Origin of the sequence: uncultured Salinisphaera sp., assembly GCF_964012375.1 — a bacterium.
GTDB lineage: Bacteria > Pseudomonadota > Gammaproteobacteria > Nevskiales > Salinisphaeraceae > Salinisphaera.
Genome location: NZ_CAXGSH010000100.1, coordinates 1 through 13,292 on the forward strand (window position 1 = coordinate 1; position 13,292 = coordinate 13,292).

Below are 13,292 nucleotides of genomic sequence, written 5' to 3' on the forward strand. Positions count from 1 at the left end.
CCAGCGGAAATGCGAGAAGGCTTTGTTGGCGTCAGCCATGCGATGCGTGTCTTCGCGCTTCTTGACCGCAGCGCCGCGATGCTCGGACGCATCCAGCAGTTCGCCGGCCAGACGCTGCGCCATCGAGTGCTCGCCGCGCTTGCGCGCCGCGTCAATCACCCAGCGCATGGCAAGCGTGGTGCGACGCACTGCGCGCACCTCGACCGGCACCTGGTAGGTCGCACCACCGACACGACGCGACTTCACCTCGACGGCGGGACGAATATTGTCCAGCGCTTCTTCGAGGATCTCCAGCGGCTCATCGGTACCCTTCTTGGTGCCGATCTGGGTCAGCGCACCGTAAACGATGGCCTCGGCCTTCGACTTCTTGCCGTCTTCCATGATCATGTTCATGAACTTGGCAAGAAGCTCGCTGTGGTAGCGAGGATCGGGCAGGATTTCGCGACGCGGCGCGGATGCACGACGGGACATAGTGAACCTTTAGGTATTCTGGGAACTAGTACGTTCGAACTAGGACTTCGGCTTCTTGGCGCCGTACTTGGAACGGCCCTGGCGACGCGCTTCGACGCCCGAGGCATCCAGCGCACCGCGCACGGTGTGATAACGCACACCGGGCAAATCCTTTACACGACCGCCACGAATGAGCACGACCGAGTGTTCCTGCAGGTTATGACCTTCACCGCCGATATAGCTGGCGACTTCAAAACCGTTGGTCAGACGAACACGGGCTACTTTACGCAGCGCGGAGTTCGGCTTCTTCGGCGTGGTGGTATAGACACGCGTGCACACACCACGGCGCTGCGGACAGCCCTGCAGCGCGGGTACGTCGTTCTTTTGGCGCTTGTCTTTGCGGCCCTTGCGGACCAGTTGGTTGACCGTAGACACGTCGTCACCCTACTCGATCGATGAAAAATATTAAGGCAGCGCGACCCGACGTCGTGCTGCCGTTAAAGGACGGCGGATACTAATAGTGGCGCGCCGCGCTGTCAAGCACGGCGCGCCATATCGCCTCAGGCGGAGTCTTCGTTCGTGGATTCCTGGGCCTCGGCTTCTTCGCTGGCGCCCGGAATCTGTTCGTCGCGCGGCAGCGCGCCTTCCAGGTCCAGCGGGCCGAGACGCTCACGGCGCCGCTGTTCGTGGTAAGCCAGGCCGGTACCGGCCGGAATCAGGCGACCCACGATGACGTTCTCCTTGAGACCGCGCAGGTCGTCACGGGCACCGCGTACGGCCGCCTCGGTGAGCACACGGGTGGTCTCCTGAAAGGACGCCGCAGAGATGAACGACTCGGTCGACAGACTGGCCTTGGTAATACCCAACAGCAACCGGTCGAAGGTCGCCGGCTGCTCGCCCTTGGCCTCGACCCGACGGTTTTCGTTGAGTACCGCCTGGTATTCCGCCTGCTCGCCCTGCAGGAAGGAGGTATCGCCTGCATCGACGATTTCCACCCGGCGCAGCATCTGCCGCACGATCACTTCGATGTGCTTGTCGTTGATGCGCACGCCCTGCAGACGGTAGACGTCCTGGATTTCCTTGACCAGGTAGTCCGCCAGCTTGGGAATGCCCTGCAGACGCAGCACGTCGTGCGGCATCGGCTCGCCGTCCGAGATGATTTCGCCCTTCTCGACGTGCTCGCCTTCGAACACGTTGATCTGGCGCCACTTCGGAATGAGGATCTCGTTCTCGTAGCCTTCCGAGTCCACGATCTTGAGCCGCTGCTTGCCCTTGGTCGCCTCGCCGAAGCGAATCGTACCCGCGGCCTCGGCGAGAATCGCCGGCACCTTGGGCTTGCGTGCCTCGAACAGATCGGCGACACGCGGCAGACCACCGGTGATATCACGCGTCTTGGACGATTCCTGCGGGATACGTGCGGTCACGTCGCCCACAACCACGCTCTGGCCGTCCTCGACCACCACGATGGCCTTCGGCGGCAGGCTGTAGGCGGCCGGGATTTCGGTACCCGGGAAGTTGAGCTCGTTGCCGTCGTTGTCCAGCAGCTTGATCACCGGACGCAGATCGCGGTTGCCCTGGCCGCGCGATTTCGGCTCGGTGACCACCAGCGTGGATACGCCGGTGATCTCGTCGATTTCGCGCTGAACGGTGACACCCTCGATGAACTCCTCGAACTTCACCTTGCCGGCGACTTCCGAGATGATCGGATGGGTATGCGGGTCCCAGTCGGCCAGACGTGCGCCGGCTTCCACCGAGTCGCCCTCGGCGACGTGCAGGCGCGCGCCGTAAGGAATCTTGTAGCGTTCCTTTTCGCGGTAGTTCTCGTCCATGACGCCGATCTCGCCGGAGCGGGATACGGCCACGAGATGTCCGCCCTCGGCGTGCTCGACCGTCTTGATGTTGTGCAGCTTGACGGTACCCGCGGACTTGATTTCCACACCGTCGGCCGAGACCGCACGCGAGGCGGCGCCGCCCACATGGAAGGTGCGCATGGTCAGCTGGGTACCCGGCTCGCCGATCGACTGTGCGGCGATCACGCCCACCGATTCGCCGATCGACACCCGCTCACCACGGGCCAGGTCGCGGCCGTAGCACTGGGCACATACGCCGAACGGTGCTTCGCAGGTAATCGGGCTGCGGACGTGGACCTCGTCGATCGAGTTGACCTCGAGCAGATCCACTTCCTTTTCGGAGAGCAGCTGACCGGCATCGAGCAGCGTGTGGTTGGTGGCCGGATCGACCACGTCGGAGGCCAGCACACGCCCGAGTACGCGTTCGCGCAGAGGCTCGACCACATCGCCGCCTTCGACGATGGGATACATCATGATGCCCTGGTCGGTACCGCAGTCGTGATCGGTGATGACCACGTCCTGGGAGACGTCCACGAGACGCCGGGTCAGATAACCCGAGTTCGCGGTCTTGAGCGCGGTATCAGCCAGACCCTTACGCGCACCATGCGTGGAGATGAAGTACTGAAGTACGTTCAGACCCTCACGGAAGTTCGCGGTAATGGGCGTTTCAATGATCGAGCCGTCCGGCTTGGCCATCAGGCCACGCATGCCGGCCAGCTGACGAATCTGGGCCGCGCTACCACGGGCACCCGAATCGGCCATCATGAAGATCGAATTGAACGACGTCTGGTCGATGGCGTTGCCCTCGGAGTCGACCACTTCGTCGAGACCGAGCTTGTCCATCATGGCGCCGGCGATCTGCTCGTTGGCGCGCGACCAGATATCGATGACCTTGTTGTAGCGCTCGCCCTGGGTCACGAGACCGGAGGTGTACTGCTCCTCGATCTCCTTGACCTCGTCCTCGGCACGCGCCAGCACGGTGGTCTTTTCTTCCGGGATGACCATGTCGCCAACGGCGATCGAGATGCCCGCCTTGGTGGACATGCGAAAGCCCGTGTACATCAACTGGTCAGCAAACACGACGGTGTCCTTGAGACCGACATCGCGGTAGCTGGAGTTGATAACGTCGCCTACGGCCTTCTTGTCCAGCTCGCGGTTGATGAGCTTGAACGGTAGACCCTTGGGCAGGATTTCGGACAGCAGCGCACGGCCGACCGTGGTTTCCACGATTCGGGTTACCGGCGTCTGGTTGTTGTCCTCGTCCACGTCAACGTCGTTGATGCGCACCTTGATATGCGCCTGCAGGTCGACCTGCTGGGCGTCATAGGCACGATAGACCTCGGACACGTCCGCGAACGTCATGCCTTCGCCAAGCTGGTTCACGCGCGAGCGCGTCATCCAGTACAGACCGAGCACGACGTCCTGCGTGGGCACGATGATCGGCGCGCCACTTGCCGGCGACAGGATGTTGTTCGACGCCATCATCAGCACACGCGCTTCCAGCTGTGCTTCGATGGATAGCGGCACGTGTACGGCCATCTGGTCGCCGTCGAAGTCGGCGTTGAAGGCGGTGCAGACCAGCGGATGCAGCTGGATGGCCTTGCCTTCGATGAGCACCGGCTCGAACGCCTGGATACCCAGACGATGCAGGGTCGGCGCACGGTTGAGCATGACCGGGTGCTCGCGGATGACCTCCTCGAGCATATCCCAGACTTCCGGCTCCTCACGCTCGACCATCTTCTTGGCGGCCTTGATCGTGGAGGCCAGCTCCAGACGCTGCAGGCGCGAATAGATGAACGGCTTGAACAGCTCCAGCGCCATCTTCTTGGGCAGACCGCACTGATGCAGTTTGAGCGTCGGGCCGACCACGATGACCGAACGGCCCGAGTAGTCGACGCGCTTGCCGAGCAGGTTCTGACGGAACCGGCCCTGCTTGCCCTTGATCATGTCGGCGAGCGACTTGAGCGGGCGTCGGTTGGAGCCGGTAATGGCGCGACCGCGACGGCCGTTGTCGATCAGCGCATCCACGGATTCCTGCAGCATGCGCTTTTCGTTGCGCACGATGATGTCCGGGGCGTTGAGTTCGAGCAGGCGACGCAGGCGGTTGTTGCGATTGATCACGCGGCGATACAGATCGTTGAGATCCGAGGTCGCGAAGCGGCCGCCGTCCAGGGGCACCAGCGGACGCAGATCCGGCGGCAGCACCGGCAGCACGCGCATGATCATCCACTCGGCCTTGTTGCCCGACTGCTGGAAATACTCCAGCAGCTTCAGGCGCTTGCCGAGACGCTTGATCTTGGTGGCCGAGCCGGTGGCATTGAGCTCTTCGCGCATGCGCTGGGCTTCGGCCGCCATATCCATGTTGCGCAGGATATCGAGTACGGCTTCGGCGCCCATCTTGGCCGCGAACTCGTCGCCGTACTGCTCGACCGTGTCGAGGTATTCCTCTTCGGTGAGCAGGGAGTACGGCTCGAGCGGCGTCATGCCCGGATCGGTGACCACATAGGCTTCGAAATACAGCACGCGCTCGATCGCGCGCAGCGGCATGTCGAGCAGAAGGCCGATACGGGACGGCAGGCTCTTGAGGAACCAGATATGGGCAACCGGCGAGGCCAGGTCGATATGACCCATGCGCTCACGACGCACCTTGGTCTGGGTGACCTCGACGCCACATTTTTCGCAGATCACACCGCGGTGCTTCATGCGCTTGTACTTGCCGCACAGGCATTCGTAATCCTTGACCGGGCCAAAGATACGCGCACAGAACAGCCCGTCACGTTCCGGCTTGAACGTGCGGTAGTTGATGGTTTCCGGCTTTTTCACTTCGCCGAACGACCACGAACGGATCGTTTCCGGCGACGCGAGGCCGATCTTGATGGCGTCGAATTCTTCGACGTCGTCGGCGCTCTTGAACAGATTCAGCAGATCTTTCATGGGGTACTCCAGATCGTGAGGGGCGTGGACACAACGCGCGGCGGTGGGTTAGTCCGCCGCTGGCGGCCGGTCGAGCCGGCCGCCACCGCGTACCTCACTAATCATCTTCCTCGAGTTCGATGTTGAGACCCAGCGAACGGATTTCCTTGGTCAACACGTTGAACGATTCGGGCATGCCGGCATGCATCTGGTGATCGCCGTCGACGATGTTCTTGTACATGCGGGTACGACCCGTCACGTCGTCGGATTTCACCGTGAGCATTTCCTGCAGCGTGTAGGCTGCGCCGTAGGCCTGCAGTGCCCAGACCTCCATCTCGCCGAAGCGCTGACCACCGAACTGCGCCTTGCCGCCCAGCGGCTGCTGGGTGACCAGCGAGTACGGGCCGGTGGAACGCGCATGCATCTTGTCGTCGACCAGATGGTTGAGCTTGAGCATGTACATATAGCCCACGGTCACCGGGCGCGAGAACGTATCGCCGGTACGGCCGTCGATGAGCGTGGCCTGCCCGCTTTCCGGCAGCCCGGCCAGCTTGAGCAGACGCCGGATCTCGTCTTCGTCGGCACCGTCGAACACCGGCGTGGCCGTGGGCATACCGCCCACGAGGTTGCCGGCCATCGTCATCATCTCTTCATCGTTGAGACTGTCGATGTCTTCCTGGGTGCCGCCTTCGGTGTAGTAGGCCTTCTTCAGGAATTCCCGAATCTCGCCTACCGCCTTCTGCTGCTCGAGCATTTCGCCCACGCGCAGACCGATGCCGCGTGCTGCCCAGCCCAGATGCGTTTCCAGCACCTGACCGATGTTCATGCGCGAGGGCACGCCCAGCGGGTTGAGCACGATATCGGCCGGGGTACCGTCTTCCAGATACGGCATGTCCTCGACCGGCACGATCTGCGAGATCACGCCCTTGTTGCCGTGACGGCCGGCCATCTTGTCGCCCGGCTGTACGCGACGCTTAACGGCCAGGTAAACCTTGACCATCTTGAGCACGCCCGGGGCGAGCTCGTCGCCCTGAGTGATCTTTTCCTTCTTCGACGTGAAACGACGCTCGAAGTCGGCTTTCTGATCCTTCAGGCGCTGGGCGATGGATTCCAGCTGCGACTGCGCACTTTCGTCTTGCAGACGGATATCGAACCACTTGCCGCGATCGAGGCCGTCGAGATAGTCGGCGGTGATCTTGGCATCGGCCTTGAGCTTGTTCGGGCCGCCGTCGGCGACCTTGCCCAGCAGCATGCTACGTAGGCGATCGAACAGGTCGTCCTCGAAGATACGCTGCTGGTCGTTGAGGTCCTTGCGCACCTCGGCCAGCTCGTCTTCCTCGATCGACAGGGCACGGGCATCCTTCTCGACGCCGTCGCGGGTGAACACGCGCACGTCGATGACGGTGCCGTCCATGCCCGGCGGCACCCGCTGCGAAGAATCCTTCACATCGGATGCCTTCTCGCCAAAGATGGCCCGCAGGAGCTTTTCTTCCGGGGTGAGCTGGGTTTCGCCCTTCGGCGTGACCTTGCCCACCAGGATATCGCCGGCCTTCACTTCGGCGCCGATATAGGCAATACCGGACTCGTCCAGCTTCTGCAGCGCGGATTCGTTCACGTTCGGGATATCCGAGGTGATTTCCTCCGGCCCGAGCTTGGTTTCACGCGCGACACAGGTCAGCTCTTCGATATGCACCGAGGTGAAGCGGTCTTCCTCGACCACGCGCTCGGAGATAAGGATGGAATCCTCGAAGTTGTACCCGTGCCAGGGCATGAAGGCCACCAGCAGGTTCTGGCCCAGGGCCAGTTCGCCCATGTCGGTGGAGGGGCCGTCGGCGAGCACGTCGCCGCGCTCGATGCGATCACCCGGTGCCACCAGCGGCTTCTGGTTGAGGCAGGTGTTCTGGTTCGAGCGCGTGTACTTGACCATGTTGTAGATGTCGACGCCGGCTTCCTCGGCCGAGGTTTCCTCGTCGTACACACGGACCACGACACGCGAGGCGTCGACCTTTTCCACCACGCCGCCACGGCGTGCGGTCACGGCGTTGCCGGAGTCGATGGCCACCTTGCGTTCGATACCGGTACCCACCAGCGGCTTGTCGGCACGCAGACAGGGCACGGCCTGACGCTGCATGTTCGAGCCCATGAGCGCGCGGTTGGCGTCGTCGTGCTCCAGGAAGGGCACGAGCGATGCAGCCACGGACATGATCTGCTTCGGCGACACGTCCATGAACTGGACGCGGTCCGGCGAGGCCATGGTGAACTCGTTCAGATGACGACAGGAAACCAGCTCGTCGACCAGGTCGCCGTTGTCGTCGACGCGGGCGTTGGCCTGGGCGATGACGTAGCGGCCTTCCTCGATCGCCGACAGATACTCGACCTCTTCGGTCGCACGGCCGTTCTCGACCTTGCGATACGGCGTTTCCAGAAAGCCGTATTCGTTGGTGCGCGAATACACCGACAGCGAGTTGATCAGACCGATGTTCGGGCCTTCCGGCGTCTCGATCGGGCAGATACGACCGTAATGGGTCGGATGCACGTCGCGCACTTCGAAGCCGGCGCGCTCACGGGTCAGACCACCCGGGCCGAGCGCGGACACGCGGCGTTTATGCGTGACCTCGGACAGCGGGTTGTTCTGGTCCATGAACTGCGACAGCTGCGAGGAGCCGAAGAATTCCTTGACCGCGGCCGCCACCGGCTTGGCGTTGATCAGATCCTGGGGCATCAAGCCTTCGGATTCGGCGATCGACAGCCGCTCGCGCACGGCACGCTCGACGCGCACCAGGCCGGTACGGAAAGCGTTTTCCGCCATCTCGCCCACCGAGCGCACGCGACGGTTGCCCAGGTGGTCGATATCGTCGGTCTGGCCGATGCCGTTACGAATCGACACCAGCTCCTTGAGCACGTCGATGATGTCCTCGTTGGACAGCACGGACTCGCCGGTGGCCTCTTCGCGGCCCAGACGACGGTTGAACTTCATGCGACCGACCGCCGACAGATCGTAGCGGTCTTCGTTGAAGAACAGATTGCCGAACAGGTTTTCTGCGGCATCCTTGGTCGGCGGCTCGCCGGGACGCATCATGCGATAGATCTCGACCAGCGCTTCCAGCTGCGTGGTGCTCGGATCGACCATCAGCGTGTTGGACATGTACGGGCCATGATCCAGATCGTTGACGTACAGCGTCGGCACGTCCTGGATACCCGCCATGCGCAGCGCATCCACCAGCTCTTCGGTGAGCTCGGTGTTGGCCGGGGCCAGCTCTTCGCCGGTGTCGGTATCGATAATGCCGCGCGCGAGCACCTTGCCCACGAGATAGCTTTCCGGCACTTCGAGCCGATCCACGCCTGCTTCTTCGAGCTTGCGGATATGGCGCACCGTGATACGGCGGCCTTCCTCGACGATCACGTCGGAGCCGGCCTTGATATCGAACGTCGCGGTTTCGCCGCGCAGACGTTCCGGCACCAGCTCCATTTCCACGCCCTTGTCGGACAGGTGGAACATGTTGGTTTCGTGGAAGATCTCCAGCATCTGCTCGGTGTCGTAACCGAGCGCGCGCAGGAGCACCGTCGCCGGCAGCTTGCGGCGGCGGTCGATGCGCACGTAGACGTTGTCCTTCGGATCGAACTCGAAATCGAGCCACGAGCCGCGGTACGGAATTACGCGCGCGGAATACAGGTACTTGCCCGAGGAATGCGTCTTGCCACGATCGTGGTCGAAGAACACACCGGGACTACGGTGAAGCTGGTTGACGATCACCCGCTCCGTACCGTTGATGATGAAGGTGCCGGTATCGGTCATGAGCGGCAATTCGCCCATGTAGACTTCCTGCTCCTTGATGTCCTTGACCGGCTTCGGGGTGGCCTTGCTGTCCTTATCGTAGATGATAAGACGCACGGTCACGCGCAGCGGCGCCGAGTAGATCATGCCGCGTACGCGGCATTCCTTCTCGTCGAACACGGGCTGGCCGAGCCGGTAGCTGACATATTCGAGCGCAGCACTGCCCGAATGACTGGACATCGGAAACACCGATGAGAACGCGGCATGCAGCCCCACACCGGCGCGCTTTTCGGGATCGAGGTCCTTTTGCAGAAACTGCCGGTACGAATCCAGCTGGGTGGCCAGCAGGAACGGCATTTCCAGCACTGAAGGCTGTTTCGCAAAGTCCTTGCGAATACGTTTTTTCTCGGTAAACGAGTAGGCCATGTCACTCAACCCTCTGGTTGGACTTGCTGCAAAACCGTGAGTTGTTTCGCAGCCGGTATCGCGCGCTTTCGGTCGGAGGCAACGGGAAAAGGCCGGCAGCGTCTCCCGCTACCAGCCAGTTCCCCTAATGCGTCAAATTATCGTTTGGAACAATGCCTTTGACGCGTCCTGCCTTACTTGAGCTCGACCTTGGCGCCGGCTTCTTCAAGCTTGGTCTTCATTTCTTCGGCTTCTTCCTTGGCAACGCCTTCCTTCAGGGTGGCGGGCGCGGATTCAACCATTTCCTTGGCTTCCTTGAGGCCCAGGCCGGTGATGGCACGGACAGCCTTAATGGCGCCAACCTTGTTGTCGCCGAAGCTGGCCAGAACCACATCGAACTCGGTCTGCTCTTCGGCCGCCGCGGCTTCGCCGCCGCCACCGCCAGCCGCAGCCATGGCCACCGGGGCAGCCGCGGATACGCCGAACTTCTCTTCCATCATCTCGACGAGCTCGACGACGTCCATCACGGACATCTGGGAGATCGCTTCGAGTACTTCTTCCTTCGTAGCAGCCATTATTCGCTCCTAATACGTTTGGGGCCAATCGGCCCGATTCAAATGATTCAAGCAGCCTGCTTTTCGTCGCGGACTGCAGCCACGGTGCGGGAAAGCTTCGCAACCGGCTCGCGCGTGGTCCGGGCCAGCTTGTCGATGGGCGCCTTCATGACACGCATCAGCTGGGACAGAGCCTCGTCACGGGTCGGCAGCTTGGCCAGACGATCCAGCTGTTCGCCGGGCAGCAGCTGCCCGTTGAACGAGATCGCCGTTACCTTCAGGGCTTCGTGATCCTTACGAAAATCACTGACGACGCGCGCCGCCGAACCCGGATCTTCCAGGGAGAACCCCAGAATGACCGGCCCGACGAACGCATCGCTCATGCATTCGTATTCGGTGCCCTTCAGGGCCAGCTTGGCCAGACTGTTCTTGACGACCTTCAGATACGCACCACCCTCACGGGCGTTCACGCGAAGTGCGTCCATCTGGCCAGCCGTGAGACCGCGATATTCCGCAATGACTGCGGAATGCGCGCGATTCGCCACGTCGCTGACTTCTGCCACCATGGCCTGCTTGGCTTGAAAACTCATGGCCATAGTCATCACTCCTTGAGCAAACCGACGGCACATGCCGCCGGATGATTGACCGGACACGCCCGAAGACGTGCCCGTCGACGACTGCCGCTTGGCACTCGAAAGCACCGCACGACACACGTCATCTGCGTAGGCTGGCGTGGCCGCCTTTAAGAGCCGACACCTTCGGCTCGCCTAACGGTCTTTGACGACGCAGCCATCCAAAGAGCGGGCTGCGCTACAAAGAACTTCCTGACCGGCGCCACGACCACAGAGGACGTAGCGCCAGAATCTCTACCTAGGCCGCCGTCGAGCTGCCGGCATCCACGGCCAGGCCGGGACCCATCGTCGTCGACAACGACACCTTCTTGAAATACACGCCCTTCGCGTTGGCCGGCTTGGCCTTGCGCAGATCAGCGATCAGCGCAGCCAGATTCTCCTTGAGCGCGGCGTTTTCAAAATCGACCTTGCCGATCGCGCAGTGGATGATGCCGGCCTTGTCGGTACGGTACTGAACCTGACCCGCCTTGGCATTCTTGACCGCGGTTTCGACATCGGTGGTGACCGTGCCGGTTTTCGGGTTCGGCATCAGCCCTTTCGGACCCAGGATCTGACCCAGACGACCGACCACCGGCATCGCGTCCGGCGTCGCCACGACCATGTCGAAGTTGATCTCGCCGGCCTGAACCTGTTCGGCCAGGTCGTTGAAGCCGACCACGTCGGCGCCAGCGGCCTTGGCCTTCTCGGCGTTTTCGCCCTGGGTGAACACGGCCACGCGCACGCTCTTGCCGGTACCGTTGGGCATGACCGTCGAGCCACGCACGTTCTGGTCCGACTTGCGCGCGTTCACGCCGAGATTAACGGCCACTTCGACCGACTCGGTGAACTTTGCGCTGGAGAGCTTCTTGAGCAGATCGAGGGCTTCATCCACCGGATAGACCTTGACCGGGTCGATCTGGTCGCGGATGGCGGCCTTGCGCTTGGAAATCTTCGCCATGGCTTAGCCCTCCACCTTGATGCCCATCGAGCGGGCACTGCCTGAAATGATGCGAACCGCGGCATCCATGTCGGCCGCGTTGAGGTCCGCCCACTTGGTCTGCGCAATCTCTTCAACCTGGGCACGAGTGACCGTACCCACCTTGTTGCGCAGCGGATCCGCTGCACCACTGGTGATCTTGGCTGCCTTCTTCAACAGAATTGCCGCCGGCGGCGTCTTCTTGATGAACGAAAAGCTGCGATCCGAAAACACCGTGATGACAACCGGCGTCGGCAGACCCGGCTCCATATCCTGCGTCTCGGCGTTGAACGCCTTGCAGAATTCCATGATGTTCACGCCGTGCTGACCCAGCGCCGGACCCACCGGGGGACTCGGATTGGCCTTGCCGGCCGGGATCTGCAGCTTGATATAGCCTGCAATCTTCTTGGCCATTGAACTACTCCTTCAGGTACACGCGCCGCGGGCCTGACCCGGGCTCCCTGTGACAACGAATACGGCGCTACGTGCGCCGCGACAACGAATCAGCTCTTTTCGACCTGATCAAATTCGAGATCGACCGGCGTGGAACGCCCGAAGATCGTGACCGCCACACGCAGGCGATTCTTTTCGTAATTGACTTCTTCGACCACGCCGTTGAAGTCGGCGAACGGCCCATCGATGACGCGCACTTCCTGGCCCGGCTCGAACACCGTCTTGGGACGCGGCTTCTCGACCGACTCTTCGACGCGGTTGAGGATCTGATCCGCCTCGGCGTCGGTGATCGGCGCCGGACGATCGGCCGTGCCGCCAATGAACCCCAGCACCCGCGGCACACTCTTGACCAGGTGCCAGGTGTCGTCATTCATTTCCATGTGCACAAGCACATAGCCAGGGAAGAACTTGCGCTCCGTGGTCCGGCGCTGGCCATCCTTGACCTCGACGACCTCTTCGGTCGGCACCAGAATGTCGCCGAAATAATCTTCCATGCCATGCCGCGCCGCGTACTCCTTGAGGGAGTCGCGCACTTTCTTCTCATACTGCGAGAAGGCATGAACCACGTACCAATGCTTGGCCATAATATTCGCCTTGCGCCTAGCGGCCGGTCAGGAATTGAACAGCCCAAGCGAGCACGATATCCAGCGCCCAGATGAACACGGCCAGAATGAGTACCACGACCACGACCATGAGCGTGGTCTGCACGGTTTCCCGGCGCGTAGGCCAGACCATGCGCCGCAGCTCGGTACGTGACCCCTGGATATACGCCCAGGCGGTCTTGCCGATCGCGGTCTGCAATGCGATGGCGATAGCGACAGCCGTGCCGCCCAGCAGGCCGAGCACGCGCACCAGATCGGTATGCGCCGTGAAATAGTAGTAGCCGACCATGCTCGCCAGCAGCACGGCAATGGCAAGCCATAGCAGCGCTGTGTCGAGCAGGGAGCTCGTACGTTTTTCTTGGGTTGCCATCGACGACTCGACCGAAAAGTGGGAACTACCGCGTTTACGTGGCAGGCCAGGAGGGACTCGAACCCCCAACCTGCGGTTTTGGAGACCGCTGCTCTGCCAATTGAGCTACTGGCCTATGCGCGTAAACTTACTGCCCGCGAAAAAGGACGGCGGATGTTATCACAGTTTACCGGTTTGGCAACTGCCCCGCCGCACTCGCGACTCAGAGACACGAAGGCGGCACTACGAGCAACCGGGCGTTCGCCCGACGGCTCGCGCGCCGCCGTCGCGTTATTCCCTATTCCGTAATCTTGGTCACGACGCCGGCACCCACGGTGCGGCCGCCTTCACGAA

The 13,292-nt window shown here is 62.0% G+C and carries 9 protein-coding genes, 1 tRNA gene and 1 pseudogene; all 11 read right to left on the reverse strand.

From position 1 onward, the window contains the following. Positions 1–471 (reverse strand): 30S ribosomal protein S7 (gene rpsG, locus ABNU97_RS14920; protein ID WP_006913625.1); only part of this gene is annotated, 471 nt, incomplete at its 3' end. Positions 472–510: 39 nt separating this feature from the next. Beyond that, complete coding sequence (gene rpsL / locus ABNU97_RS14925; RefSeq protein WP_006913624.1) at positions 511–885, reverse strand: 30S ribosomal protein S12; 375 nt, start codon at positions 883–885, stop codon at positions 511–513. Positions 886–1,115: 230 nt separating this feature from the next. Further along, positions 1,116–5,234 (reverse strand): annotated as a pseudogene (gene rpoC / locus ABNU97_RS14930) (DNA-directed RNA polymerase subunit beta'); the annotation flags it as partial. A 97-nt stretch (positions 5,235–5,331) separates the two neighbouring features. Next, positions 5,332–9,414: a DNA-directed RNA polymerase subunit beta gene (gene rpoB / locus ABNU97_RS14935; protein ID WP_348767477.1), complete on the reverse strand. Its 4,083-nt coding sequence runs from the start codon at positions 9,412–9,414 to the stop codon at positions 5,332–5,334. A gap of 173 nt (positions 9,415–9,587) precedes the next feature. Beyond that, on the reverse strand, positions 9,588–9,968 hold the full coding sequence (gene rplL / locus ABNU97_RS14940) for a 50S ribosomal protein L7/L12 (RefSeq protein ID WP_293624674.1): 381 nt from the start codon (positions 9,966–9,968) through the stop codon (positions 9,588–9,590). 47 nt (positions 9,969–10,015) lie between these two features. After that, on the reverse strand, positions 10,016–10,537 hold the full coding sequence (rplJ, locus tag ABNU97_RS14945; RefSeq protein ID WP_348767480.1) for a 50S ribosomal protein L10: 522 nt from the start codon (positions 10,535–10,537) through the stop codon (positions 10,016–10,018). A 280-nt stretch (positions 10,538–10,817) separates the two neighbouring features. Further along, positions 10,818–11,516, reverse strand: a complete 699-nt coding sequence (gene rplA, locus ABNU97_RS14950) for a 50S ribosomal protein L1 (RefSeq protein WP_293624670.1) — start codon at positions 11,514–11,516, stop codon at positions 10,818–10,820. A gap of 3 nt (positions 11,517–11,519) precedes the next feature. Continuing rightward, a complete protein-coding gene (rplK, locus tag ABNU97_RS14955; RefSeq protein WP_348767478.1) occupies positions 11,520–11,948 on the reverse strand; it encodes a 50S ribosomal protein L11 in 429 nt (142 codons plus the stop codon). An 89-nt stretch (positions 11,949–12,037) separates the two neighbouring features. Further along, positions 12,038–12,571, reverse strand: a complete 534-nt coding sequence (gene nusG / locus ABNU97_RS14960) for a transcription termination/antitermination protein NusG (protein ID WP_293624666.1) — start codon at positions 12,569–12,571, stop codon at positions 12,038–12,040. 16 nt (positions 12,572–12,587) lie between these two features. Next, positions 12,588–12,959, reverse strand: a complete 372-nt coding sequence (secE, locus tag ABNU97_RS14965) for a preprotein translocase subunit SecE (protein ID WP_348767479.1) — start codon at positions 12,957–12,959, stop codon at positions 12,588–12,590. Positions 12,960–12,998: 39 nt separating this feature from the next. Next, positions 12,999–13,074, reverse strand: a tRNA-Trp gene (locus tag ABNU97_RS14970). Positions 13,075–13,292: the final 218 nt, after the last annotated feature.

Bases quoted from the DNA above. Each gene is read 5' to 3' on its own strand.
- rpoB (WP_348767477.1), bottom strand. From the start codon at position 9,414: ATGGCCTACTCGTTTACCGAGAAAAAACGTATTCGCAAGGACTTTGCG.
- rplL (WP_293624674.1), bottom strand. From the start codon at position 9,968: ATGGCTGCTACGAAGGAAGAAGTACTCGAAGCGATCTCCCAGATGTCC.
- rplJ (WP_348767480.1), bottom strand. From the start codon at position 10,537: ATGAGTTTTCAAGCCAAGCAGGCCATGGTGGCAGAAGTCAGCGACGTG.
- rplA (WP_293624670.1), bottom strand. From the start codon at position 11,516: ATGGCGAAGATTTCCAAGCGCAAGGCCGCCATCCGCGACCAGATCGAC.
- rplK (WP_348767478.1), bottom strand. From the start codon at position 11,948: ATGGCCAAGAAGATTGCAGGCTATATCAAGCTGCAGATCCCGGCCGGC.
- nusG (WP_293624666.1), bottom strand. From the start codon at position 12,571: ATGGCCAAGCATTGGTACGTGGTTCATGCCTTCTCGCAGTATGAGAAG.
- secE (WP_348767479.1), bottom strand. From the start codon at position 12,959: ATGGCAACCCAAGAAAAACGTACGAGCTCCCTGCTCGACACAGCGCTG.